The sequence below is a fragment of the Streptomyces sp. NPDC107581 genome (assembly GCF_055657175.1).
Genome location: NZ_JBVKBH010000015.1, coordinates 1 through 24,623, shown reverse-complemented (window position 1 = coordinate 24,623; position 24,623 = coordinate 1). Strand labels below are relative to the sequence as shown.

Below are 24,623 nucleotides of genomic sequence, written 5' to 3'. Positions count from 1 at the left end.
GACTTCCCTCCCGTGAGGTGAGGAGCAGCTTCGTATGAGGACCGTGACCATCGTGGGCGCCTCCCTCTCCGGGCTGTACGCGGCCCGTGAGCTGCGCGCCCAGGGATTCGACGGCCGACTCGTGATCGTCGGCGAGGAACCCCGTCTCCCCTATGACCGCCCCCCTCTCTCCAAGGACTTCCTCACCGGCCGCGCCGGCGAGGACCAGCTCGCTCTCACCGACACCGAGGAGAGCGCCGGCCTCGCCGCCGAGTGGCGGCTCGGCGTCCGCGCCCGCGGCCTCGACGCCCGTGGCCGTACCGTGCTGCTCGACGACGGCCGTACGGTCGCCACCGACGGTGTGGTCATCGCCACCGGTGCCGCCGCCCGGCGTCTGCCCGGAGAGAGCCTCGCCGGGGTGCACACCCTGCGCACCCTGGACGACGCCCGTGCCCTGCGCACCGATCTCACCCGGGGCCCGCGCCGGGTCGTGGTCATCGGCGGGGGCTTCATCGGCGCCGAGACCGCCTCCTCCTGCACCCTGCTCGGCCACGAGGTCACGGTCGTCGAAGCCGCCCCGCTCCCGCTGGTGCCGCAACTCGGCGCGGAGATGGCCGCGGTGTGCGCCATGCTGCACCGCCGCGGCGGCGTGGACCTGGTCACCGGCACCGGTGTGGCGGGACTGCGCGGCACCGCCACGGTCACCGGTGTCGGTCTCACCGACGGCCGCACACTGCCCGCCGACGTCGTGATCGTCGGTATCGGTGCCGTCCCGAACACCTCCTGGCTGGCGGGCTCGACGCTCGCCCTGCACGACGGCGTGCTGTGCGACGACGGATGCATGACCGCCCTGCCTCAGGTGGTCGCGGTCGGCGACGTGGCCCGTGTCGATGGCGTCCGGGCCGAGCACTGGACCTCCGCCACGCAACAGCCCCGCGTCGCGGTGGCCAACCTGCTCGCCGGCCGCACCCTCGACACCGTCCGCCCCGTGCCGTACTTCTGGTCGGACCAGTACGGCTCCCGCGTCCAGTTCGCGGGCAGGCGCCATGACGGCGACACCGTGCGGATCGCGGAGGGCGGCCTCACGGACGGCGCCCCGGGCGAGAGCGGCTTCCTCGCGCGCTACGAGCGGGACGGCCGTACGGTCGCCGTGCTCTCCGTGGACCGCCCCCGCCCCTTCACACGGGCCAGGCGGGAACTCGGGCGGGAGGAGAAGCGGGTGGAGCCGGCCGTGCTGTGAGGGCGGCGAGGACCGGGTGCGCCGAGCGGCACGCCCGGCCTGCCGGGCGCGGCCCGACACCGACCGCGCCCGGTCACCGGAACCGGACCACCCGAAGGTCAGGGGTGCGACAGCTGGCCGGTGCCGCCCCGCCGGCGTATCCGCTCCTGCTCCCGCAGCGCGCTCCGCTGCTGGCGCCGGCGGGCGCGGCGCTCGCGGCGCAGCGAACGGGCTGTGCTGCTCGGCTCGGAGACCACGCCGTACCGCTGGCTCCACACCTGGCGGGTCACCCACACGTCGACCACGGCCCAGGTGGCCACCACCGTGCTGGCCACGCTGCTGATCACCATCGGGAACGCCGGCCAGGTCCCGGCCAGCGTGCACAGGAACGCCACCATGGCCTGGATCAGGGTCACCGCGATGATCAGCACCGCCCGCACCGCCGCCGTCCGCACCGGGTCCGGCATCCGGCGCCTGCGCGCCGGCTCCTCGACCCACAACGGCCGGTGATCCGGCTCCTGTTGCGATTCGTCCGGCTCCCGGGCATGCACGCGCACCGGAATGTCGCGATCCGTCGCCCGCTGTCTCCGCCGCCCCGTCGAGCGCCCCGCCACGCTCTCGTCGGGCCTCTCGCGCCGCTCCGCCGTCCCCGTCACCGTGTCACTCCCCACCGCCAGCAGACCGCTTGCCCCGGTGTCCGAAGACCCCGACTCCCCAGTGGCTGCCCGGCTTGCGCTCTTTTACGCCGCCGGGGTGCGGGATGCGGCTCCTGTGGCCGATTCCGCCCCCATTTCCCGTAGAGAAGGACGAACAACGGCCCCCGAAGATTCCCTTCTTGCGAAAACTTCCAGCCAACCGATTGTCCGTACTGCTTCAGCCGCCCCGGAACAGGCCCGCACTTCCTGGGTGCAATCTCCCCTCATGCCCGGACAACTCGCCATCTCTCGCCACCAGAACGGAAGCTCATCCTCCGGACGTGTCTTCGAGTTAGCTGTGGGGCGGTAGTAGGCTCGCGCCGTTTGTTGACGGACATGTGTACCCCCGGCCGGCGGGGGTCGAGCTGGGGGAGGCCATGCGCTTTCGCGGGAAGTCGATCCGCCGGAAGATCGTGGCGCTGCTTCTCGTGCCGCTGGTGTCCCTGACCGCCGTCTGGGGCTTCGCCACGGTGCTCACAGGGCGCGAAGTCACCCGGCTCTTCCGTGTGTCCGACGTCGTGCAGGACATCGGCTATCCGACCGACGACATGGTCCGGGTCGTGCAGCAGGAACGCCGCCAGACCCTCGTCTACCTCGCCGACCCGCGGGCGGCCGACTCCCTCTCGGCGCTGCAGCGCACCCGTGCCGCCACCGACCGGGCCATCGCCAAGATCCGCAAGAACGCCAGGCACCACGACGTCCTCGACGGCATGGACCCGGACGACACCGAGCGTCTCACCGCCGTCCTGGACGCCTTCGACGGGCTCGAGTCCCTGCGCCGCAGCGTCGAGGAGCGCACGGTCAGCCGCGCCCAGGCCTTCAACCTCTACAACCGGCTCGTAGATCCCTGCTACTCCCTGCTCTCCGCCCTCGACGGCATCGACGACGTCGAGATCTCGAAGCAGGGCCAGGCCCTGGTCGACCTCAGCCGCGCCCGCGAGCTGCTCTCCCGCGAGGACGCCCTGCTCGGCTCGGCGCTGGTGGTCGGCAGACTCTCCCACGACGAGACCCGCGACATCTCCGACCTCATCGCCCAGCGGACCCTCCTGTACGACACCAGCCTGCCGCTGCTGCCCGCCGGGGAGCGCGAGCGGTACGAACGCTTCTGGAAGAACGCCACCACCGCCCCGCTGCGCGTGGCCGAGGAGACCGCCGTCGGCACCGACGCCGGAACCCCGCGCGGCCTCACCGCCCGGAGCTGGGACTCCGTCGCGGGCGGCGTGCTGGACGAACTCGGCACCCTCGACGACCAGGCCGGCGACCGCTTCCAGGACCGGATGCGGCCCGTGGCCGTCGGGGTGATCGTGCAGGCCGCCGTCGCGGGGGTCCTCGGTCTCGTCGCCCTGCTGGTCTCCGTCCTCCTGTCCGTGCGTGTCGGCCGCAGCCTCATCCGTGATCTGCGAAAGCTGCGTCTGGAGGCGCACGAGGCGTCCGGGGTGCGGCTGCCCAGCGTGATGCGCCGCCTCTCCGCCGGCGAAGAGGTCGACGTCGAGACCGAGGTGCCCCGGCTGGAGTACGACAAGAACGAGATCGGCGAGGTCGGCCAGGCCCTCAACACCCTTCAGCGCGCCGCCGTCGAGGCCGCCGTCAAGCAGGCCGAACTGCGGGCCGGAGTCTCCGAGGTCTTCGTCAACCTCGCCCGCCGCAGCCAGGTGCTGCTGCACAAGCAGCTCACCATGCTCGACACCATGGAACGCAGGACCGAGGACACCGACGAACTCGCCGACCTCTTCCGCCTGGACCACCTCACCACTCGTATGCGCCGGCACGCCGAGGGCCTGGTGATCCTGTCCGGCGCCGCTCCGTCGCGGCAGTGGCGCCGTCCCGTGCAGCTGATGGACATCGTCCGTGCCGCCGTCGCCGAGGTCGAGGACTACGAGCGCATCGAGGTCCGGCGCCTGCCGCGCGTCGCCGTCACCGGCCCTGCCGTGGCCGACCTCACCCATCTGGTGGCCGAACTCCTCGAGAACGCCACGGTCTTCTCGCCGCCGCACACCGCCGTCCAGGTGCTCGGCGAGCGGGTCGCCAACGGCTTCACCCTGGAGATCCACGACCGGGGCCTGGGTATGACGGCCGAAGCGCTGCTGGACGCCAACCTCCGCCTCGCCGAGACGCCCGAGTTCGAACTCTCCGACACGGACCGGCTCGGACTGTTCGTGGTCAGCCGCCTCGCCCAGCGCCAGAACGTCCGGGTCTCCCTGCAGCCGTCCCCCTACGGCGGCACCACGGCCGTCGTCTTCATCCCCGACGCGCTGCTCACCGACGAGGTCCCGGACACCAACGGCATCGGCTTCCGCCTCGACCGGGACCGCCCCACGAAGGAAGCCGGGCAGGCGGCGGGCCTCACCCCCGCCCGGTCGCAGGCGCCGGTGCAGCTGCCCGGCCTGCCGACCTCCCTGCTGGACGGACCGGTCGAGCTGGAGGCCCCTGTGGACCTGGACGCCATCGACGACTTCCCGGGCGCCCTGACGGACGAGGAGAGCGAGCGCGGCGGACTCTTCCGCCCCCGCCGCACCCGCGGCGGCGCCGACGGCCCGGCACCCTCCCGGCCGGGTGAAGCCCATCGGCCGCTCCCCCCGCGGGCCGACGACGGCGGTGCCGACGAGACGGCGGCCGGTGACCGCACCGGCGGACCCGTACCGCTGCCCCGGCGGCAGACCCCCAAGCTGGTCAGCTCGCACGGCAGGCCCGTCATCGAGCAGCGCTCCCGGCGCGGCGACGCGGACGAGCAGCCCGCCGCAGGCCGGCGCCGCACCGACCCGGGCGGACTCGCTCCGCTGCCCGCCCGCCGCCGAGGCGATGCGGCACACCGGCCCGCCGGGCCCGTCGGCCCCGGCGACGGGCGCACGGCGGCCGAGGCGGGCGGCCCGGACGAGACCTCCAAGGCCCCGGCCCTGCCCAGGCGGCCCCGGCAGCCGGCCGCCGCCTCGGGCGGAGGGCCGGGCGACGCCGCCCCGCCCTCCGGCGGAGCGCCCCCGGAGCCCGGTCCCGGCAGCGGGCCGCTGCCCCGGCGGGTACGGCAGGCCAACCTGGCCCCGCAGCTGAAGCAGGAACCCGAACGGCGCGCCGAGCCCCCGGCAGAGCCGGCCGACCGCGATGCCGACGAGGTCCGCAGCCGGATGGCATCCCTCCAGCGCGGCTGGCAGCGCGGCCGCGAGGAGAATGCCACGGGCGACGGCGCCCAGACCGGCACAGCACAAGGAACGACTAAGGGAGACGGTCGATGACCGCACCGAAGGCCACCGGCCACACGGCGACGAACAAAGTGGAGCTGAACTGGCTCCTGGACGACCTCGTCGACCGGGTCGCCAGCATCCGCAAGGCCGTCGTGCTCTCCGGCGACGGTCTGCCCACAGGGGTGTCCAAGGATCTGACCAGGGAGGACAGCGAGCACCTGGCCGCCGTGGCATCCGGCTTCCACAGCCTCGCCAAGGGGGTGGGCCGGCACTTCGACGCGGGCAGTGTCCGGCAGACCGTGGTCGAGCTCGACGACGCCTTCCTGTTCGTGACCGCCGCCGGGGACGGCAGCTGCCTCGCCGTCCTCTCGGACGCCGACTCCGACGTCGGGCAGGTCGCTTATGAGATGACGCTCCTGGTCAAGCGGGTCGGTGTGCATCTGGGCAGCGCACCGCGCACCGATCTGTCCGCAGGCGGGTAGTGGGATGACATGAGCGGAGACGGTCAGGGAAGAAGCCACTGGTTCGACGACGAGGCCGGGCCGGTCGTCCGTCCCTACGCCATGACGCGCGGACGGACCACGAGCCCGGCACAGCACCGCCTCGATCTGATCGCGGTGGTCGTCACCGAACCCGGCGCGGGTGATCCGGAGGGGGACCCGACCCTTGCCCCGGAGCACGTGGAGATCGTCGGACTGTGCCGCGAAGAACCGCAGTCCGTCGCCGAACTCGCCGCGGAACTCGACCTGCCCACCGGAGTGGTGCGCGTCCTCGTCGGAGATCTCGTACACGCCGAACTCGTCCATGTGACCCGCCCGGTGCCTCCGGCCGAGCTGCCTGACGAGAGCATTCTGCGGGATGTGATCAATGGCCTCCGGGCGCTGTGACCGGCGCGGAGACGGGGGAGTGACGTGCATGGCCGGCAGCTGCGGGCCGACCGGGGCGGCACCTCCGCCGACACCGTCGCGCGCCGCCGGGACGGCCGCCCACCCACGCACGGACACCCCCGGTGGCGGCGGCTACGGCCGACCGTCGCCCGACCACCATCAAGCAGGAGAAGAGACCGATGATCTTCGGGCGTTCTGAGCGCGGCAAGCCCCCGGTCGAGCCCGTCACGCTCAAGATCCTGGTGGCCGGCGGCTTCGGCGTGGGCAAGACGACCCTCGTCGGCGCGGTCAGCGAGATCAGACCGCTGCGCACCGAGGAGTTGCTCACCGAGGCGGGGCGCCCGGTCGACGACACCTCGGGCGTGGAAGCCAAGCACACCACCACCGTGGCCATGGACTTCGGACGCATCACCCTGCGCGAGGACCTCGTGCTGTACCTGTTCGGAACACCCGGACAGGAGCGGTTCTGGTTCATGTGGGACGAGCTGTCCGAGGGCGCGCTCGGTGCCGTGGTCCTCGCCGACACGCGCCGCCTGGAGGACTGCTTCGCCGCCGTCGACTACTTCGAGAGGCGCGCCATCCCCTTCCTCGTCGGCGTCAACTGCTTCGAGGGAGCCGACCGGTACCCCGCGCAGTCCGTCCGCCAGGCCCTGGACCTGGACGAGGACGTGCCGGTCCTGCTGTGCGACGCCCGCGACCGGGAGTCGGCCAAGGACGTGCTGATCGGAGTCGTGCAGCACGCGATGGACTACGCGGCCGACCGCCGCCGGGCCGTCGCCACCTGACCCAGGGCACGACCCGTACCCCCGCCGACCGGGGTACGGGCCGCGGTCCCTGTGGGGAGCCACGCGCGCGCGTGCCCACGTACCCGGCACGCGCGCGAGAAGCGCGTACCGCCTCGCCTAGGCTTCGCCGTCCTCGAGCCAGGCGAAGCTCTTCTCCACCGCCCTGCGCCAGTTGCGGTACTCGCGCTCGCGCACCGGCGCCTCCATGGCCGGTGTCCACCGGGCGTCCTGCTGCCAGTGCGCCTTCAGTTCGTCGAGGTCGTTCCACACCCCCGTCGCCAGACCGGCCGCGTAGGCGGCGCCCAGGCAGGTGGTCTCGGACACCCGGGGCCGGATCACCGGCACGCCGAGGACGTCCGCCTGGTGCTGCATCAGCAGGTCGTTCCGCGTCATGCCGCCGTCGACCTTCAGGGTCGTGATCCGCACCCCCGAGTCCTGGTGCATGGCGTCCACGACCTCGCGCGTCTGCCAGCTCGTCGCCTCCAGCACCGCGCGCGCGAGGTGGGCCTTCGTGACGTAGCGGGTCAGCCCGGTGACGACGCCGCGCGCATCGGACCGCCAGTACGGCGCGAACAGGCCGGAGAAGGCCGGCACGATGTAGGCGCCGCCGTTGTCCTCGACGCTCGCCGCCAGCGTCTCGATCTCGTCGGCGGTGCGGATGATGCCGAGCTGGTCGCGGAACCACTGGACCAGCGCACCCGTTATCGCTATGGACCCCTCCAGGCAGTACACCGGCGCCTCACCGCCGATCTTGTAGCCCATCGTCGTCAGCAGCCCGTTCTTCGACGGCACCGGCCGGTCACCGGTGTTCAGGAGCAGGAAGCTGCCGGTGCCGTAGGTGTTCTTCGCGGTGCCGACGTCGTAGCAGGCCTGGCCGAACACGGCGGCCTGCTGGTCGCCCAGCGCCGAGGCCACGGGCACACCGGCGAGCTGCCCGACGGCAGTGCCGTACACCTCGGCGGACGACCTGATCTCGGGCAGGACCGCCTCGGGCACGTTCATCGCGGACAGGATGGTGCGGTCCCACTGGAGGGTCTCCAGGTTCATCAGCATGGTGCGGCCCGCGTTCGTCACGTCGGTGACGTGCCGGCCGCCGTCCGTGCCGCCGGTGAGGTTCCAGATCAGCCAGGAGTCGATGGTGCCGAAGGCGATCTCGCCGCGTTCGGCGCGGCTCCTGAGGCCGGGCACGTGGTCCAGCAGCCAGGTCGCCTTGGGCCCGGAGAAGTAGCTGGCGAGCGGCAGTCCGGTCTGGTCGCGGAAGCGGTCCTGGCCGTCGGCGCCGCTCAGTTCACGGCACAGGGCCGCGGTGCGGGTGTCCTGCCAGACGATCGCGTTGTGCACCGGCTTGCCCGTGGCGCGGTCCCACAGGACGGTGGTCTCCCGCTGGTTCGTGATGCCGAGCGCGCTCAACTGGTCGGCGCGCAGCCCGGCCTTGGCCAGCGCCCCCGCCACCACGGCCTGCACCTTGGACCAGATCTCGGTCGCGTCGTGCTCGACCCAGCCCGGCTTGGGGAAGATCTGGCGGTGCTCGCGTTGGTCCACGGCTACGATCGCGCCGCCGTGGTCGAAGACGATGCAGCGGCTGGACGTGGTGCCCTGGTCGATGGCGGCGACGTACTTCTCGGCGGTGTCCGTCATGGCTGCCCCTCGGTCGCTGGGTCGGGTCGCTGGGTCAGAAGGCCGCGTTGTAGACGAGGCCCGCGAGCGCCCCGCCGATCAGCGGGCCGGCCACCGGGATCCAGGCGTAACCCCAGTCGGACGTGCCCTTGTTCGGGATCGGCAGGAAGGTGTGCACGATGCGCGGTCCGAGGTCGCGCGCCGGGTTGATGGCGTAACCGGTGGGCCCGCCGAGGGAGAGCCCGATGCCGACGACGAGCAGCGAGACGATCAGCGCCGTGGTGCCGGACTCGCCGAGCCCCTTCGTCAGCCCGAAGGCGAGCACCGGGAGCACCAGTGCCATCGTCGCGATGATCTCGGTGATGAGGTTGGCGACCGGGTTCCGGATCTCCGGGACGGTCGAGAAGACGCCTAGCGTCGGCACCGGTTCGCCGGCGGCGTCCTCGGCCGTTCCCTCCTCGCGGACGTTGGCCTGGAACTGCGCCAGATACACCAGGTAGGCGAGGACCGCGCCCAGCATCGCACCCACGATCTGGCCCAGCAGATAGACCCAGACCTTGCCCCACTTGCCGGTGTCGATCGCGATGCCGATGGTGACCGCGGGATTGAGCTGGCCGCCGGAGAGGGGAGCGGCGGTGTAGGCGCCCGCGAGCACGCCGAACCCCCATCCGAACGCGATGACGACCCATCCCGAGGCCCGCGCCTTGGAATGTCTGAGGGTGACGGCGGCGCAGACACCGGCACCGAACAGGATCAGGATCGCGGTGCCGATGACTTCGCCGACGAAGATGTCTCCGTTGCTCATGGCGGCTCCCTAGGCGCCGGCTCGGGGCGAGCGGCCCCGGCCCTCCGTGCAGGAACGGTTCCCTTGGCGACTTCAGCCGAAGGCAGGGAGGGTCCCGCGCCCCGCCCGGCGTCCGTGACGAGCGTGCCGTCGCAGCCGGATCGCCCAGGAGGGACGGATCGTGGATGAGGAAAGGCCCACGGCGCAGTGCCTGATTACGCAGAAAATGTACGGCGATGTCGGCTGACACCGGGAAGTGTTCACCGGCACAGAGGGACCGTCAAGGTCGCCGACGGCATCGGTGAGAGCGGTTTCCCGGCCCCCGGGGCCCGCGGCTTCCTTCCCGCAGGTGGGCGGCCAACGGCCGGACACGAACGGGATGTTCACCCGAGCGGCTCGGCGGCCGCGCACTCCGCCTGGGCCGCGGCGGCCCCGGAACCGCGCCGGATCTCGTGCCCGGACAGGCCCGCGCGCCCCAGTACCCAGCTCGTCCCGCTCAGCGCCTTCGCCGTCTTCTTCAGCGGAGCGAGCCGGGCGGCGGCCTGCCGGTGGTCGGAGACGCTGCCGGGCCTGCACACGATGGTCGCCAGGGACAGCGTGACCGCACGGCCGCCGGCCGACCAGGGCGCGTCCAGCACGGCGGCGACCAGCGGATCGAGCGCCTCCTCCTCGGCCAGCACCAGGAAGTCGTCCCCGCCGATGTGGCCCACGCGCGCGTGCCCGGCCACCGTCTGCTGCAGCGCCCGCCCCACCGAGCGGATCAGCTCGTCACCTGCCGCGAACCCGGCACCGTCGTTGACCTGCTTGAAGTGGTCGATGTCCAGCCAGCTGAGCGCGAACGCCCGCCCGTCGGCGATACGCCGGTCCACCTCGCTCGTGATCGTGTCGGAACCCGGCAGCCTGGTCAGCGGATTGAGCCCGGCCGCCTCCTCCACGCGGGTCTCGGCCAGCGCCCGCACGAGATCCGCGAGCCGTACGACGCCCACGCACCGGCCACGGCGGTCGACGACCGCCACGTCGTCCGAGGTACGGTCGCGGCCGCCGACCGCCACCACGTCCAGCACCTCCCAGGCCGTGGCGTCGGCGCCGACCGTGCGCGGTGCGTCGCCCAGCTTGAAGGCCGGCCGGTCCGCGTACAGGGCGTGCCCGTACCGGCCGGACATCGACAGCAGGAAGCGTGAACGGTGCACCGAGCGGACGGGCGCCCCGGAGTGGTCCACGAGCAACACCCCGGAGACGTCCGGCGAGCCCGTCAGCAGGGCGCGCACCTGCCCCGCCGACGCGGTGACCGGCAGGACGGCTGCGGGCCGTACGAACTCCCGCACCGACGGCCCCGGGCGGGGCACGGCCTCCGCACCCGGAGTGCGGGGCGGAACGTATACCTCCGCCGCCGGAATCCGGGCCGGCGGGGCGAACAGCTGGCCCTGGGCGAGCTGTGCGCCTGCCGACAGCGCCGCCGAGCACTGCAGTTCGGTCTCCACGCCCTCCACCGCCACCAGGGCGCCCAGGTGCTCGCACAGCGTCCGCATCGCCCGCACCGCGGCCGGGCGGGCCAGCAGCGAGGCGTCGAGCTTCACGAGGTCGGGGGAGAGGTCGGTGAGCAGCCTGAGGGGTACGTCCCCGTCCCCGATGCCGTCGGCGCTGATCCGGAAGCCCTGGTCGCGCAGCGCGGTCACCGCCTCCAGCAGGGCCCGTTGGGGCACATGCGTGTAGGGCGGCACGACATCGAGGGTCACCTCCCAGGGCATCCGCCCCGCCGCGCGTACGGCGTCGTACAGCGGGGTGAGGCCGCCGAGGTCGGCGAGCGTGGCCGCGAACACGTTCAGGTGCAGCGGCAGCAGCGTCTCCTTGCGCGTGGCCGTGCGGAGGGCCAACACCGCCAGCCTGCCGTCGAGTTCGGGGTCCCGGCGGGCTTCGGCCAGGATGTCGCCGGCCTCCGGGCGGGCGAGTATCTCCAGTGCGGCGACCGCGCCAGTCCTCAGGTTGACCACCGGCTGGAAGGCGAAGCGGAGAGTATCCGTCCAGGAGTGCACGGGAGCATGATGGCGCTGCCCGAGTACCCCCAGGCCCAGTTCATAAGACGTTCACGCAGCATTCCGGGGTGATCACGCAGCGTGCGCGACCTTATGAGTCCCGCCTGACGCACACCGCTCATATCGGCCTCCGCCCGCCGTCCTGTCGGCCTCCGCCCGCCCGCCGTCCTGTCGGCCTCCGCTCACTGCCCCTCCGCCGTCGTGGCACCGCTCACTTCTCCTCCGCCGTCGCGGTCTCCGCTCACCGCACCACGATCACCGACGAGCCGTGCCCGAACAGCCCCTGGTTCGCCGTGATCCCCACCCGCGCCCCGGCGACCTGCCGGTCGCCCGCCGAGTCCCGCAACTGCCAGGTCAGCTCGCAGACCTGGGCGATGGCCTGGGCCGGTACCGCCTCACCGAAGGACGCGAGCCCACCACTGGTGTTGACGGGTATGCGGCCGCCCGGGGCCGTCGCCCCCTCCCTGAGGAGCTTCGCCCCCTCGCCCGCGCCGCACAGCCCCAGATCCTCGTACCACTGCAGTTCCAGCGCGGTGGACAGGTCGTACACCTCCGCGAGGGACAGGTCCTCGGGGCCGATGCCCGCCTCTTCGTATGCAGTCCGGGCGATGGAGGCGCGGAAGGTCTCGTCCGGGGGCCGCACCGCGGCGGCCGAGTCGGTGGCGATGTCCGGCAGATCCAGCAGCGTGTTCGGGAAGCGTGGAGTCACCGTCGAAACGGCCCTGATCCGCACCGGCCGCGCCACCCCGTGCCGGTGCGCGAAGTCCAAGCTGCACAGCACCAGTGCGGCGCCGCCGTCGGACGTCGCACAGATGTCGAGCAGCCGCAGGGGATCGGCGACCACCGCGGAGGCGGCGACCTCCTCGGCGGTGACCCGCTTGCGGTAGCGCGCGTACGGGTTGAGCGCCCCCAGGGCGGCGTTCTTCACCTTGACCTGGGCGAAATCCTCCGGGGTGTCGCCGTGCACCGCCATCCGCCGGCGCGCGTACAGCCCGAAGTACGCCGGGTTCGTCGCGCCGAGCAGACGGAACCTCAGCCAGTCCGGATCGTCCGGGCGATCCCCGCCCGCGGGCCGGAAGAACCCCTTGGGCGCGGCGTCCGCCCCCACCACGAGGACGACGTCCGCGAGCCCGGCGAGGATCTGTGCCCGAGCGGTCGCGATCGCCTGTGCTCCGGACGCGCACGCCGCGTAGACGCTGGCGACCCGGGCCCCCTGCCAGCCCAGGGCCCTGGCGAACGTCGCTCCCGCCACGTACCCCGGATATCCGCCACGCACCGTGTCCGCGCCCACGATCGAGCCGACGTCCGGCCAGTCGAGGCCGGCGTCCGCGAGGGCCGCGCGGGCCGCCGCCGTCCCGTACTCGGTGAAGCTGCGCCCCCACTTGCCCCACGGGTGCATGCCCGCACCGAGCACCGCCACCTCCGCCGTCATGCCGTCACCCCCGTCGGCCGCCAGTGCCAGGTCGTCCAGGTCGTCTCCGCGTCCTCGTCGAGCACTCCGGGCACCACCTCCACCTCCATGCCCACCGTCAGATCGGCGACGGTGACCCCGGGAACCGCCTGTCCCAGCACCACGATCCGCTCGCACTCCAGCTCCACCGCGATCAACGCGTACGGCTCCCACGGAAGTTCCGGATTGCTCACATAGGGTGACGGGGGGCGGTAGCGGCTGTCGGTGTACGACCAGATCCGGCCTCTCCGTGACAGCGGGACCTCCTCGAGCGTGCCGCCCGCGCAGTGCGGATTGCGGCAGTGGCCGTCCTCGCGCGGGAAGAAGACAGAGGCGCAGGACGAGCAGCGGGTGCCCAGGAGCCGGAAGCGGTCCCCCTCACCGGTGAACCAGCCGGAGACCGCGGGTGTGCGTGTATGCGACAACATTCCTCCCGGCATCACGTGATCTGACGGAGCGTCAGAAGTGTGCCACGGGCGACCGGAAAAGGGCAGGCGTGCCGGTCAACCGGACGGCCGGTTCCTGCGTCGTGACAACAGGAGAGGCGGTCCGGGGCCGACGGGGGTGGTTCCGGGCCGCCCCTCCTGATCCCTGCCTTCCCCTTGTGCACCGTTGCCGGAAGACGTCCCTCCTCTGATCGGATACAGTCCGCGCGTGTCCGAAAATCAGCACTCAATTGTCAACTCCGTGCCGAACTCACACTGTTCGAGCTGCGGAGCGCCCTACGGAGAGGGCATCTCCGGCTGGCCGCGCACCTGCCCGTCCTGTGGGACCGTCGCCTACCGCAACCCGCTGCCGGTAGCGATCGCGCTCCAGCCGGTCTACGACACCAAGGGCACGGCCCTGGTAGTCATCACCCGGACCGTCTCCCCCGCGCGCGGAGGCACGGCACTCCCCGGCGGATACGTCGACGACCGGGAGGACTGGAAGCAGGCCGTCGTCCGCGAACTCAAGGAGGAGACGGGCATCGACGCGTCCGCCCGAGAGGTGCGGCTCGTGGACGCCATGAGCTCCCCCGACGGGCATCTGCTGCTGTTCGGCGCCCTCCCCGAACGCCCGGCCGAAGGACTCCCGCAGTCCGAGGCCACGGACGAGACCGAGGGCTGGCACCTGCTGCGCAGGCCCGAGGAACTCGCCTTCCCCCTGCACACCCTGGCCGTGCGGGCATGGTTCGAGGGCCGCTACCTCTGAGACCGGCCGCTCAGCCGAGCCCCCGTATGCGCACCGGGTAGGGCGGCTCACCCGCGCCGTTCTCCCCCTCCCGGGTCACCACCACCCGCCCGCCCTGCCGGCGTACGGCGTAACGCTCGATCGCGGGTTCCTCCCACCCCTGGCCCGCGTCCGGCACGACCAGCCCGCCCCCGGTCCGTCCAGGGGCGGGTGCCCACACCTCCAGCTCGAGCCCGCCGTCCGCACCGCGAACGGGAACGACCGAGCCCGCGCGCGCGAGCACCGCGATCCGGGACAGCGGCGCGTCGACCAGGACCTGTGCCGGCCCCTCGTACACCTGCTCCGTCACCGTGTCGTACCAACGGCCCCGCGGCAGCTGCACCGCACGCCGTTCTTCCCCCGGCTCCAGCGCCGGCGCCACCAGAAGACAGTCGCCGAGCAGGAACGCGTCCTCGCAGTCGCGCAGCGCACGGTCCTCCGGCGATCCCCACCACACCGGCCGCACATAGGGCGCGCCGGTACGCCGGGCCAGGTGCGCCAGCGTCGTGAAGTACGGCAGCAGACGCTGGCGTTCCACCAGCGCCGCGCGCGCGTGCTCCAGCACCTCGAGGCCGAACTCCCAGGGCTCGCGGCGCCCCGCCCGCAGGCTCGCGTGCGTACGGAACAGCGGCAGGTACGCGCCGAGCTGGAACCACCGCAGATACAGCTCGGGCGACGGACTCCCGTCGAAGCCGCCCACGTCCGGGCCCGAGTACGGCACCCCGCACAGCCCGAGGCCCAGCACCAGCGACAGGGAAGCCCGCAGACCCGGCCAGCCCGTCGCCACGTCCCCCGACCACGTGCCGCCGTAGCGCTGCATGCCCGCCCAGCCCGACCGCGAGAACAGGAACGGCCGCTCCTGGGGCGTCAGCTCGCGCAGCCCCTCGTAGGCCGCCCTGGCCATGCAGAGCGCGTACACGTTGTGCGCCTCGCGGTGGTCGCCGCCGCGCCCCTCCAGGGAGTGCCGGGCCGACCGCGGCAGTGTCGGCTCACCGAAGGCGTTGAAGGACGTCGGCTCGTTCATGTCGTGCCAGAACCCCGCGAAGCCCTGCCCCAGCCGCTCCTCGTAGAGCCCGCCCCACCACTTGCGCACGCGCGCGTGCGTGAAGTCCGGGAAGACCGACTCGCCGGCCCACACCTCGCCCCGCACCGAGCGCCCCGAGGCGTCCCGCACGAAAGCGTCCACGGCCGACCCGCCGTCGTACACGGCGCTGCCCGGGGCGGCCTTCACCGCCGGGTCGACGACGGACACCAGCCGGATCCCGTCCCGGCGCAGCTCCTGCGCGAGCACCGGCAGCTTCGGAAAGCGCTCCTGGTCGACGGTGAACACCTGATGACCCTCGTAGTGGTCGATGTCCAGGTGGACGGCGTCCAGCGGCAGACCGCGCTCCTGGTAGCCCGCGACGATCCGGCGCACCTCCTGCTCGCTGCCGAACCCCCACCGCGCGTGATGGTGCCCGAGCGCCCACTGCGGCGGCAGCGCGGGTGCCCCGGTCAGCGAAGCCCAGTTGTGCAGAACGCGCGCGGGGGTGCCCACCATCACCCAGCAGCGCAGCGGGCCGCCCTCCATGCGCACCTCGCAGCGCCCGGCCCGGTCGTGCCCGGACCCCGCCCCCTCCTCGCCCTCCTGCAGGGTCACCCGGCCGTCCCACGAGGTGTCGTGGAACACCAGATGGGCCGCGGCATCGGCCACCACCAGCTGCACCGGCATGGTCACGTACAGCGGATCGTCACCGGGCCCGAACGCCCGGCCCGGATCGGTGTTCCACAGCCGGTACGTACCGTCCCGCAGCCGAGGCCCCGCGGCGCGCCCGCCCAGACCGAAGAAGCGGGCGTCCGCCGCCACCTGCGAACGCTGCATCCACCGCGCCGTGCCCCCGGCGACCGGCTCCCACCAGCGCGGCGGCAGATCGCGCCGCAGCAGCACGCCACCGGGCGTGCACACCTCGATCGCGCCGTGCCGGGAGACGACGACCGTGACCCGCTCGGCCACGACCCGCCAGCCACCGTCCTTGTCCGGCTCCAGCACCGCCCGCGGATCCGGCTCGGGACAGCCCCCGGCAAGCGCGTACGACGGTTCCGGACCCGCCCCGTCCCAGCCCCAGAAGACCGCCCCGTTGACCGCGACGGTGATCCGCAGCTCGGACCGGTCGAAACGGATCAGACCGCCCCCCGGGCCCGGTTCCGCACCCTGCACCTGCCCCGGGACCCGGGCACGCTCGGCCCCCCGCGGCGGCAACCCGGCGGCGTCGATACGCCTCCTGCGCCACGCGGCCCGCACGGTACGCAATCCCTGAGCCGCCCTCCCCGAACCGACCACACTCACCGAACGCACCAGGTCACGACCGTTCATGCTGCTCACCCTGCCACTGACCGCCTCACGCGCGCGTGTCGTTCAATTTCCGTTCACCCCTGCCGGGACCACATCTTCACGACACGGACCATGGGGGACACACCCTGGTGCAGAAGTCGATCACATGGCATCGTCCCTGTCAGCCGCGTCACGCGCACACCCCAGCCCGTGCGCGGACCGACGCACACGACGCGCACAGTCCGGGAGCCGCCCCATGTCGACCGCGAACCCCCAGCCGCTCTGGCAGCCCGACCCCGAACGGATGGCCCGGGCCCGGATCACCACGTTCCAGGCATGGGCCGCCGAACACCACGGTGCCCCGGCCCACGGAGGCTATCCGGCGCTGCACCGGTGGTCCGTCGACCAGCTGGAAACGTTCTGGCAAGCGGTCACGGAGTGGTTCGACGTACGGTTCTCGACCCCCTACGCGCGCGTGCTCGGCGACCGCTCGATGCCGGGTGCCCAGTGGTTTCCCGGAGCCACCCTCAACTACGCCGAGCACGCGCTGCGCGCCGCGGCCGACCGCCCGGACGAGCCCGCCCTCCTGTACGTCGACGAGACCCACGAACCGCGCCCGGTCAGCTGGTCCGAGCTGCGCCGACAGGTGGGTTCCCTCGCCGCCGAACTCCGCGCCCTCGGCGTACGTCCCGGCGACCGCGTCAGCGGCTACCTCCCGAACATCCCCGAGGCCGTGGTCGCCCTCCTCGCCACGGCCGCCGTGGGCGCCGTGTGGACGTCCTGCGCCCCCGACTTCGGCGCCCGCAGCGTCCTGGACCGCTTCCAGCAAGTGGAGCCCGTGGTGCTGTTCACGGTCGACGGCTACCGCTACGGCGGCAAGGAACACGACCGCCGCGAGATCGTCGCCGAGCTGCGCCGCGAGCTGCCCACCCTGCGCGCCGTCGTCCACATCCCGCTCCTCGGCACCGAGGCCCCGCAGGGCGCCCTGGAGTGGGCGGCGCTGACGGCGTCCGACACCGAGCCGGTCTTCGAGCAGGTGCCGTTCGGCCACCCCCTGTGGGTGCTGTACTCCTCCGGCACGACCGGCCTGCCCAAGGCCATCGTCCAGTCCCAGGGCGGCATCCTCGTCGAGCACCTCAAGCAGCTGGGCCTGCACTGCGACCTCGGTCCGGAGGACCGTTTCTTCTGGTACACCTCGACCGGCTGGATGATGTGGAACTTCCTCGTCTCCGGCCTGCTCACGGGCACCACGATCGTCCTGTACGACGGCAGCCCCGGCTACCCGGACACCGGCGCCCAGTGGCGGATCGCCGAACGCACCGGGGCGACCCTCTACGGCACCTCGGCCGCCTATGTCATGGCCTGCCGCAAGGCGGGCGTACACCCCTCCCGCGACTTCGGCCTCTCCCGGGTGCAGTGCGTCGCCACCACCGGCTCGCCCCTGCCCCCCGACGGGTTCCGGTGGCTGCACGACGAGGTCCGCGACGACCTGTGGATCGCCTCCGTCAGCGGCGGCACGGACGTCTGCTCCTGCTTCGCCGGAGCCGTGCCGACCCTGCCCGTGTACACCGGAGAACTCCAGGCGCCGGGCCTCGGCACCGACCTGCAGTCCTGGGACCCGAGCGGCAGCCCCCTCGTCGACGAGGTGGGCGAGCTGGTCGTCACCAACCCCATGCCCTCGATGCCGATCCGCTTCTGGAACGACCCCGACGGCAGCCGCTATCACGACAGCTACTTCGACACCTACCCGGGCGTCTGGCGCCACGGCGACTGGATCACCCTCACCTCGCGCGGCTCCGTGATCATCCACGGCCGCTCCGACTCCACCCTCAACCGGCAGGGCGTCCGCATGGGCTCGGCCGACATCTACGAAGTCGTCGAACGCCTGCCCGAGATCAAGGAGTCCCTCGTCATCGGCGTCGAGCAGCCCGACGGGGGCTACTGGATGCCGCTGTTCGTGCACCTGGCACCGGGCGCCGTCCTGGACGAAGCACTCCTGGACCGCATCAAGCGTGCCATCCGCGAACAACTCTCCCCGCGCCATGTGCCCGACGAGATCATCGAGGTCCCGGCCGTCCCGCACACCCTGACCGGCAAGCGCATCGAGGTCCCGGTCAAGCGCCTTCTCCAGGGCACGCCCCTGGAGAAGGCCGTCAACCCCGGTTCCATCGACAACCTCGCCCTGCTGGGCTTCTACGAGGAACTGGCCCGCAAGCGCGCCTGACCCACCCGCACGTCACCCTCCATAGGTGGCCTCGGACTCGCCGAGCACGGTGGCGAAGTCCGAGGCCAGCCGCTCGGCCTCGGCGGGTCCGAGACCCGCGGTCGAGATCCTGAGGCCGGGCGCCGACGCCAGCCGGAACCGCGCTCCGGCCGCGACCCACCATCCGTACGACCGCAGCCCGTTCACCGCTGCCGACTCGTCCCGCACGGGCACCCACAGGTTCATCCCGCTCGCGGCGTGCGAGGCGATGTGCCGCGCGGCCAGCTCCCCGGCAAGGGCGGTGCGTCGCAGCGCATACGTCTCGCGCGCGCGTGCCACCAGCGCACGCGTGCCCTCGTCCGCCAGCAGCCCGTGCACGGTCTCCTGCAGCAGATGACTCACCCAGCCCGAGGTCAGCAGCAGCCGCCCGTCGTGGCGGGCGAGCGTGACCGGGTCACAGGCGGCGGCCGCCCACCGCAGGTCGGTGCCCAGGAACTTGCTCACGGTCCGCACATGGACCCAGCGGACCAGACCCGAGCCGGTCACCGTGTGCAGGGCGGCACCGGCCACCTCGGAGGCGTGATCGTTCTCCACCACGAGCACATCGGGCTCGTCCCGCAGCAGATCGGCCAGCGCGTTCCGGCGCGCCACGGAGAAACAGCCGCCGTAAGGATTCTGCGCCCGCGGACTGAACACCACCGCCCGCACACCGGCCCGCAGCGCCGCCCGCAGAGCCTCCGGACACATCCCCTCGTCGTCCACGGCGACCGGGACCATCCGCAGCCCCAGCGCCGGGACCAGATCCAGCAGATGGTGATAGCCCGGATCCTCCATGGCCACACTGTCCCCGGGCCGCAACTCCACCGACAGCACCCGGCTGATCAGGTCCAGCGCCCCGTGCGCGAACGTCACGTGCTCCACGGGGATGCCGTCCGCCCCCAGCCAGTCGCGTACGGCGCCCTCGAGCCGGGCGAGCCGGGGAGCGGAGCGATGGGAGTGGGCACCGGGGGAGAGCCGTGACGGCGGCACCAGCGCGGGCAGCAGCGCCGGATCGGGATGTCCGCCGGCCAGGTCCCGCAGCCCTTCCGGCACCCTGGGCGGCCGGCGTGACGCGACCGCCGGGGCCTGCGCGACCACGGTGCCGCCGCGTCCGCGCGTGACGACGATGCCTCGCCGCCGCAGCTCCTTGTAGGCCGTGGCGACCGTGCCCGGACTCACGCCCAACTCGTCCGCGAGCCGCCGCACGGGCGGCAGCGCGGCACCCGGCGGCAGCACCCCCTCGGCCACGCCCCGTTCGACGGAGCCGGCAATTGCCTTGGCCGTCGTACCACTGATCTCATATTGTGTTACCACGTTGATAATTATGTACCGATACAAAACTCAACACAAGCTCCGCGCAAGGGGGAAAACAGTGGACGCCACACCACGCGGTGCCGGCCGGGCGCCGCGCATACCCGGAGGCCGCGACGGACGCCGGATGCTCCTCGTCACCTTCCTCGACCGCACCGGCAGCGGCCTGTGGGCATCCGTCTCCGTCCTCTACTTCACCTACGTGTCGGGCCTCTCCGTCGCCCAGGTCGGCACGCTCGCCGCGGTCTCCGGCGCCATCGGCATCGCGGGTGCCCCCCTGGGCGGCCGCATCGCCGACCGCTTCCCCCTCACCCGCGTCCTGATCGCACTCCAAGCTCTGCGCGCCCTGGCCTCCTTCGCCCTGCTCACCACCGACCACTACCTCGCGCTGCTCGCGTTCTCGGCGCTCGGGAGCCTCGGCGACCGCGCCTCCAGCATCCTCACCAGGCTCTACGCCACCCGCGTCGCCGGAGCCGACCGCGTCCGCTACCAGGCGGTCAACCGCACCGCCTCCAACGCCGGCTGGGCCCTGGGCGGCCTCGCCGCGGCCGCCGCACTCACCCTCGGCACCACCACGGCCTATCGCTTCCTCCTCGCCGGCGACGGCCTCTCCTTCGTCGTCGTCGCCCTCCTCACCCTGACCTGCGCGGAGCCCCCGTCGACCACGCGCACCGCCGCCACCTGCGACGACGCACCCCGCAAGACCAAGCCTGCCAACCCCTGGCGCGACCGCACCTACCTCGCCTACGTCGCGACCGAGACCGTCCTCTGCCTCGACGACACCGTCTTCAAGATCGGCCTGCCCCTGTGGATCGCGCACAGCCAGGACGTCCCCCACGGCCTCGCACCGCTGCTGCTCGTCCTCAACAACCTGATCGTGGTGGCCTTCCAAGTGCCGCTCGCCCGCTACGGCGCCTCCACCGCGGCGGCCCGCAAGCTCCTCCTCCCGCTGTCCGCCGCCTTCGCCCTCGGCGGCATCACCCTGGCGCTCTCCGCCACCGACAGCACCTTCGAGGCCGTCTGCATGCTCACCGCCGCTGCCGTCGCCTTCACTGTGGCCGAGATGCTCCACGCAACCGTCTCCTGGGAGCTGTCCGTGGCCCTCGCCCCCGACACCACCCTCGGCGCCTACCTGGGCGTCCACGGGCTCGCCCAGTCCGCCCAGCGCAGCATCGGCCCGCTCGCCGTCACGGCGGCCATCGCCACCGGACCCGTCGGCTGGACCGTCTTCGGCGCCACCATCGCTCTGACCTGCGGAATTCAGCACCGACTGGTCCGTGACCGCCTTCAGCGCACCCCGTTGTCAGCGCCGCCGGTTACTGTGAGTGAGCATTGATCGACTGCGCATTGGGGGAAACATGGCGCACACCGACCACCAGACCATGCGACGCGTCCTGCGCCGCGAAATCGCCGGCACCATCGGCCTGCTCACCGACGAGCACGACTTCCGCGCCATGCGGCGCTACCGCAGCTTCGCCTTCGACGACCACACCACCTACCTGCAGCAGGTGGAGGCCCTCCTCAAGAGCCGCGCGGCCCAGGGCAGCCACACCGTCCTGGCCCTCTTCGACCCAGAGGACTACGCGGCCTTCTGCACGGACACCGGCCTCGATCCGGAAGCCCCCGCCAGCCGCACCCGGTTCACCGCGGAACTCGCGGCCACCGGACCCACCGTCCCCTACGACGGCCGCCCCCTCGCCACACTCCTGCCCGCCCTCGTCGACGAGGCCGTACGGCAGGCCACCTGGGAGTACGCCACCACCCTCCTGACTCGCCTCGGCCCGTGCCCCACCTGCGGCGAGGACATCGGACGCGCCGCCTTCACGCGCGCCTCAGACCTCGTCGTCCGCATCCTCGACACCGCCCCGCCGGGCGAACGGCACCTCGTCTGCAGCGTCTGCGGACCACCGGAAACACTCCTCTCCGTCCTGCACGCCGACGACAGCGCCGAAGGCACCCTCGAACTCGACGAGGCCGAGGCCCTCGAATTCACCAGCGTCCTGGCCCTCGGCCTCGCCACTCGCAGTCCCGGCGGAGTCGTCATGCGCATCAGCGCCCCCGACACGGCCGACCGCGTCCACGGCTGGCGGCTGCGCGGAGGTGCTCTCGAACCCCTGACCGCCTCCGAGGTCTTCGACGCCTACTGCACCGACGCCGAATCCGGCGACATCATCTCCCCCGAGCCAGGCGTCGACTACTGCGTACCGCCGGACCTCGGGGAGGAAGGCACGGCACCGGCGCATCGCCACTGAACGCGTCAGGGGCGCCCCACCCGAAGGCGGGACGCCCCTGAACACCGCGAGCAGCGGTCACCGGCCGCGACTACTCGCCGGACAGCACCGCCTGAGCAGCGCTGCGCGCCTCCTCGGCGCTGTCAGACGCACGCGCGGCAGCGGCGGCCCGCTCGCACTGCGCCAGCGTGTACTTCGCCAGCGTCGCCCGGACATAAGGAAGCGACGCCGCACCCATGGACAGGGAGGTGACACCCAGACCCGTCAGCACACAGGCCAGCAGCGGGTCCGAGGCGGCCTCACCGCACACACCGCAGCTCTTGCCCTCGGCCTTGGCCGCCTCGGCGGACAGCGCGACCAGGTCGAGCAGCGCGGGCTGCCACGGGTCCTGAAGCCGCGACACCGCACCCACCTGCCGGTCCGCGGCGAACGTGTACTGCGCGAGGTCGTTGGTCCCCAGCGATAGGAACTCGACCTCCTGCAGGATCGAGCGCGCCCGCAGCGCGGCCGACGGGATCTCCACCATCGCACCGAACTTGGCCCGCAGACCCGCCGCACGGCAGGCGTCCGCGAACGCCTTCGCGTCCGCCCGGTCCGCCACCATCGGCGCCATGACCTCCAGGTAGACCGGCAGACCCTCCGCGGCCTTCGCCAGCGCGGTCAGCTGCGTACGCAGGACGTCAGGGTGGTCGAGCAGAGTCCGCAGGCCACGCACGCCGAGCGCCGGGTTCGGCTCGTCCGCCGGGGTCAGGAAGTCCAGGGGCTTGTCCGCACCCGCGTCCAGGACCCGCACGACCACACGGCCCTCGGGGAACGCCTCCAGCACCTGCCGGTAGGCCGTCACCTGCTTCTCCTCGGACGGCGCGTTCTTGCTGTCGTCCAGGAACAGGAACTCGGTACGGAACAGACCGACGCCCTCGGCCCCGGCCTCCACCGCGGCCGGCACGTCCGCCGGCCCGCCGACATTGGCCAGCAGGGGCACCTTGTGCCCGTCCGCCGTGGCACCCGGCCCGGTCGAGGCGGCCAGCGCCGCCTTGCGCTCGGCAGCCGCGGCCCGCAGCAGCGCCTTCTTCTCGTCGCTCGGGTTCACGAAGATGTCCCCCGTGCTGCCGTCGACGGCGATCACCGTGCCCTCGGCCAGCTCGCCGGCGCCCGGCAGCGCCACGACGGCCGGAACGCCCAGTGCCCGCGCCAGGATCGCGCTGTGACTGGTCGGCCCGCCCTCCTCGGTCACGAAACCGAGCACCAGAGACGGATCCAGCAGCGCCGTGTCGGCCGGAGCCAGGTCCCGTGCCACCAGTACATAGGGCTCGTCGCTGTCCGGGACACCCGGCATGGGCACCCCGAGCAGGCGGGCGACGATACGGTTCCGCACGTCGTCGAGGTCGGCCACGCGCCCGGCGAGGTACTCCCCGGCACCGGCCAGCAGCTCGCGGTACGCCGCGAACGCGTCGTACACCGCGCGCTCCGCCGTGCTGCCGACGGCGATGCGCCGGTCCACGTCGGCCATCAGCTCGGGATCCTGGGCCATCATGGCCTGCGCCTCGAGCACGGCCTGGGCCTCGCCCCCCGCGAGGTTGCCACGCGCCATCAGGTCGGCCGCCACGGCGTCCACGGCCTGGCGAGCCCGCCCCTGCTCGCGCTCCGCCTCCTCCGTCGGGATCTGCTTGGCCGGCGGTTCGAGCACCGCCGTTCCCATGTGCCGAACCTCGCCGATCGCCACACCGTGGCTCACGCCGACGCCTCGCAGCGTTGTCTCCATCTCACCCGTCTCCGTTAGTGCGGCGGGTCCCGCCGCCGCGGTGGTTGTCCTGAGCACCGCCTTACGGCGGCCTTGCCGTCAGCTCCAGGTGAAGAGGCTGTCGCCGGGCTTCACGTCGCCGCTTTCACGGAGGTCGGAAAGGGACTCGGCCGTGGCCTCCAGCGCCACGACCGGGCACACCGCGGACTTGCCGGCGGCCTCGACCGCGGCGGGGTTCCAGCGCACGATGCTCTGACCGCGGGTGACGGTGTCGCCCTTGTTGACGAGAAGCTCGAAGCCCTCGCCGTTGAGCTGGACCGTGTCGATGCCGAGATGGGTGAGCACGCCGTGCCCGTGCGCGTCGACCACGACGAAGGCGTGCGGGTGCAGGGAGACGATGACGCCGTCCACGGGCGCCACGGCCACGGAGGGCTCACGCACGGGGTCGATCGCGGTGCCCGGGCCGACCATGGCCCCGGAGAAGACCGGATCCGGCACGGCGGCCAGTCCGATGGCACGTCCAGCAAGGGGGGACGTCACGGTGGTCATGGGAAGCCTCCCAGGAGTGGAGCTGCATACGAGCCGTCACTGCCTGTCCCGGACGGCACTGAGCAGCAGCGTATGTCAGATGAAGTGGCGGTTCCGTTTGAAGCTACCAGGTAGTGGTCTAGACCACCAACCCGATCGATTTGCACGTGCTTCAGGGCCCCGTGTACAGTCGTACTCCTGCTTGAGGCGGGGCGACGCAAAAGTGCCTCCACCGAGCAGCACCCAAACTCGTCAGATCCTATCTCGGGATCACCTTTTGCGTGTTTGCAGAAGGGTGGTCAGAGAGTCGGAAAAACCCTGATAGAGTTTGAAACACCGAAGGGAAGCCCGGAGGAAAGCCCGAGAGGGTGAGTACAAAGGAAGCGACCGTTCCTTGAGAACTCAACAGCGTGCCAAAAATCAAC

At 72.2% G+C, this 24,623-nt stretch carries 19 protein-coding genes; 9 read left to right on the top strand and 10 right to left on the bottom strand.

Annotation, left to right across the window (positions count from 1 at the left end; translation table 11 throughout):
- Positions 1-34: 34 nt before the first annotated feature.
- A complete protein-coding gene (locus ACZ7P3_RS31765; RefSeq protein ID WP_472086911.1) occupies positions 35-1,219 on the top strand; it encodes an NAD(P)/FAD-dependent oxidoreductase in 1,185 nt (394 codons plus the stop codon).
- A 98-nt stretch (positions 1,220-1,317) separates the two neighbouring features.
- Here ACZ7P3_RS31765 and ACZ7P3_RS31760 read toward each other — a convergent pair whose 3' ends face one another.
- Positions 1,318-1,854 carry a hypothetical protein gene (locus tag ACZ7P3_RS31760; RefSeq protein ID WP_472086909.1) on the bottom strand — a complete coding sequence of 179 codons (537 nt, stop codon included), beginning with the start codon at positions 1,852-1,854 and terminating at the stop codon, positions 1,318-1,320.
- A gap of 416 nt (positions 1,855-2,270) precedes the next feature.
- Here ACZ7P3_RS31760 and ACZ7P3_RS31755 point away from each other — a divergent pair, with 416 nt between their 5' ends.
- From ACZ7P3_RS31755 to ACZ7P3_RS31740, 4 genes are all read left to right on the top strand, one after another.
- Positions 2,271-5,120, top strand: coding sequence for a sensor histidine kinase (locus tag ACZ7P3_RS31755; protein ID WP_472086907.1), 2,850 nt, complete (start codon positions 2,271-2,273; stop codon positions 5,118-5,120).
- Complete coding sequence (locus tag ACZ7P3_RS31750; RefSeq protein ID WP_472086905.1) at positions 5,117-5,551, top strand: roadblock/LC7 domain-containing protein; 435 nt, start codon at positions 5,117-5,119, stop codon at positions 5,549-5,551. The genes ACZ7P3_RS31755 and ACZ7P3_RS31750 overlap by 4 nt, the downstream gene beginning before the upstream one ends.
- Before the next feature lie 9 nt (positions 5,552-5,560).
- Entirely contained in the window at positions 5,561-5,956 is a 396-nt protein-coding gene (locus ACZ7P3_RS31745) for a DUF742 domain-containing protein (protein ID WP_472086903.1), read from the top strand.
- A gap of 179 nt (positions 5,957-6,135) precedes the next feature.
- Positions 6,136-6,741, top strand: coding sequence for a GTP-binding protein (locus ACZ7P3_RS31740; RefSeq protein WP_472086902.1), 606 nt, complete (start codon positions 6,136-6,138; stop codon positions 6,739-6,741).
- 117 nt (positions 6,742-6,858) lie between these two features.
- On the opposite strand, the gene glpK is transcribed toward ACZ7P3_RS31740, so the two are convergent.
- The 5 genes from glpK to ACZ7P3_RS31715 form a co-directional block, all read right to left on the bottom strand.
- A complete protein-coding gene (glpK, locus tag ACZ7P3_RS31735; RefSeq protein ID WP_472086900.1) occupies positions 6,859-8,379 on the bottom strand; it encodes a glycerol kinase GlpK in 1,521 nt (506 codons plus the stop codon).
- Positions 8,380-8,413: 34 nt separating this feature from the next.
- A complete protein-coding gene (locus ACZ7P3_RS31730; protein WP_472086898.1) occupies positions 8,414-9,163 on the bottom strand; it encodes an MIP/aquaporin family protein in 750 nt (249 codons plus the stop codon).
- 362 nt (positions 9,164-9,525) lie between these two features.
- Positions 9,526-11,175 carry an EAL domain-containing protein gene (locus ACZ7P3_RS31725; RefSeq protein WP_472086897.1) on the bottom strand — a complete coding sequence of 550 codons (1,650 nt, stop codon included), beginning with the start codon at positions 11,173-11,175 and terminating at the stop codon, positions 9,526-9,528.
- 241 nt (positions 11,176-11,416) lie between these two features.
- Positions 11,417-12,607, bottom strand: a complete 1,191-nt coding sequence (locus ACZ7P3_RS31720) for a lipid-transfer protein (protein ID WP_472086895.1) — start codon at positions 12,605-12,607, stop codon at positions 11,417-11,419.
- Positions 12,604-13,053: a Zn-ribbon domain-containing OB-fold protein gene (locus ACZ7P3_RS31715; protein ID WP_472086894.1), complete on the bottom strand. Its 450-nt coding sequence runs from the start codon at positions 13,051-13,053 to the stop codon at positions 12,604-12,606. The genes ACZ7P3_RS31720 and ACZ7P3_RS31715 overlap by 4 nt, the downstream gene beginning before the upstream one ends.
- A gap of 226 nt (positions 13,054-13,279) precedes the next feature.
- Here ACZ7P3_RS31715 and ACZ7P3_RS31710 point away from each other — a divergent pair, with 226 nt between their 5' ends.
- A complete protein-coding gene (locus ACZ7P3_RS31710; protein ID WP_472086892.1) occupies positions 13,280-13,816 on the top strand; it encodes an NUDIX domain-containing protein in 537 nt (178 codons plus the stop codon).
- Positions 13,817-13,826: 10 nt separating this feature from the next.
- On the opposite strand, the gene ACZ7P3_RS31705 is transcribed toward ACZ7P3_RS31710, so the two are convergent.
- Positions 13,827-16,187, bottom strand: a complete 2,361-nt coding sequence (locus ACZ7P3_RS31705) for a glycoside hydrolase family 31 protein (RefSeq protein WP_472086890.1) — start codon at positions 16,185-16,187, stop codon at positions 13,827-13,829.
- A gap of 214 nt (positions 16,188-16,401) precedes the next feature.
- On the opposite strand from ACZ7P3_RS31705, the gene ACZ7P3_RS31700 reads away from it, so the two are divergent.
- Complete coding sequence (locus ACZ7P3_RS31700) at positions 16,402-18,369, top strand: acetoacetate--CoA ligase (protein ID WP_472086888.1); 1,968 nt, start codon at positions 16,402-16,404, stop codon at positions 18,367-18,369.
- A gap of 12 nt (positions 18,370-18,381) precedes the next feature.
- Here ACZ7P3_RS31700 and ACZ7P3_RS31695 read toward each other — a convergent pair whose 3' ends face one another.
- Entirely contained in the window at positions 18,382-19,701 is a 1,320-nt protein-coding gene (locus ACZ7P3_RS31695) for an aminotransferase class I/II-fold pyridoxal phosphate-dependent enzyme (RefSeq protein ID WP_472086886.1), read from the bottom strand.
- 124 nt (positions 19,702-19,825) lie between these two features.
- On the opposite strand from ACZ7P3_RS31695, the gene ACZ7P3_RS31690 reads away from it, so the two are divergent.
- Together ACZ7P3_RS31690 and ACZ7P3_RS31685 are read left to right on the top strand one after the other, a co-directional pair.
- Positions 19,826-21,034, top strand: a complete 1,209-nt coding sequence (locus ACZ7P3_RS31690; protein WP_472086885.1) for an MFS transporter — start codon at positions 19,826-19,828, stop codon at positions 21,032-21,034.
- 22 nt (positions 21,035-21,056) lie between these two features.
- On the top strand, positions 21,057-21,950 hold the full coding sequence (locus tag ACZ7P3_RS31685; protein ID WP_472086883.1) for a hypothetical protein: 894 nt from the start codon (positions 21,057-21,059) through the stop codon (positions 21,948-21,950).
- 70 nt (positions 21,951-22,020) lie between these two features.
- Here the strand turns inward: ACZ7P3_RS31685 and ptsP are convergent, their stop codons facing one another.
- Together ptsP and ACZ7P3_RS31675 are read right to left on the bottom strand one after the other, a co-directional pair.
- On the bottom strand, positions 22,021-23,691 hold the full coding sequence (gene ptsP / locus ACZ7P3_RS31680) for a phosphoenolpyruvate--protein phosphotransferase (protein ID WP_472086882.1): 1,671 nt from the start codon (positions 23,689-23,691) through the stop codon (positions 22,021-22,023).
- Positions 23,692-23,769: 78 nt separating this feature from the next.
- Positions 23,770-24,219, bottom strand: a complete 450-nt coding sequence (locus tag ACZ7P3_RS31675) for a PTS sugar transporter subunit IIA (protein ID WP_472086880.1) — start codon at positions 24,217-24,219, stop codon at positions 23,770-23,772.
- Positions 24,220-24,623: the final 404 nt, after the last annotated feature.

Bases quoted from the DNA above. Each gene is read 5' to 3' on its own strand.
- ACZ7P3_RS31765 (WP_472086911.1), top strand. From the start codon at position 35: ATGAGGACCGTGACCATCGTGGGCGCCTCCCTCTCCGGGCTGTACGCG.
- ACZ7P3_RS31755 (WP_472086907.1), top strand. From the start codon at position 2,271: ATGCGCTTTCGCGGGAAGTCGATCCGCCGGAAGATCGTGGCGCTGCTT.
- ACZ7P3_RS31750 (WP_472086905.1), top strand. From the start codon at position 5,117: ATGACCGCACCGAAGGCCACCGGCCACACGGCGACGAACAAAGTGGAG.
- ACZ7P3_RS31745 (WP_472086903.1), top strand. From the start codon at position 5,561: ATGAGCGGAGACGGTCAGGGAAGAAGCCACTGGTTCGACGACGAGGCC.
- ACZ7P3_RS31740 (WP_472086902.1), top strand. From the start codon at position 6,136: ATGATCTTCGGGCGTTCTGAGCGCGGCAAGCCCCCGGTCGAGCCCGTC.
- glpK (WP_472086900.1), bottom strand. From the start codon at position 8,379: ATGACGGACACCGCCGAGAAGTACGTCGCCGCCATCGACCAGGGCACC.
- ACZ7P3_RS31730 (WP_472086898.1), bottom strand. From the start codon at position 9,163: ATGAGCAACGGAGACATCTTCGTCGGCGAAGTCATCGGCACCGCGATC.
- ACZ7P3_RS31720 (WP_472086895.1), bottom strand. From the start codon at position 12,607: ATGACGGCGGAGGTGGCGGTGCTCGGTGCGGGCATGCACCCGTGGGGC.
- ACZ7P3_RS31715 (WP_472086894.1), bottom strand. From the start codon at position 13,053: ATGTTGTCGCATACACGCACACCCGCGGTCTCCGGCTGGTTCACCGGT.
- ACZ7P3_RS31705 (WP_472086890.1), bottom strand. From the start codon at position 16,187: ATGAACGGTCGTGACCTGGTGCGTTCGGTGAGTGTGGTCGGTTCGGGG.
- ACZ7P3_RS31700 (WP_472086888.1), top strand. From the start codon at position 16,402: ATGTCGACCGCGAACCCCCAGCCGCTCTGGCAGCCCGACCCCGAACGG.
- ACZ7P3_RS31690 (WP_472086885.1), top strand. From the start codon at position 19,826: ATGCTCCTCGTCACCTTCCTCGACCGCACCGGCAGCGGCCTGTGGGCA.
- ACZ7P3_RS31685 (WP_472086883.1), top strand. From the start codon at position 21,057: ATGGCGCACACCGACCACCAGACCATGCGACGCGTCCTGCGCCGCGAA.
- ptsP (WP_472086882.1), bottom strand. From the start codon at position 23,691: ATGGAGACAACGCTGCGAGGCGTCGGCGTGAGCCACGGTGTGGCGATC.
- ACZ7P3_RS31675 (WP_472086880.1), bottom strand. From the start codon at position 24,219: ATGACCACCGTGACGTCCCCCCTTGCTGGACGTGCCATCGGACTGGCC.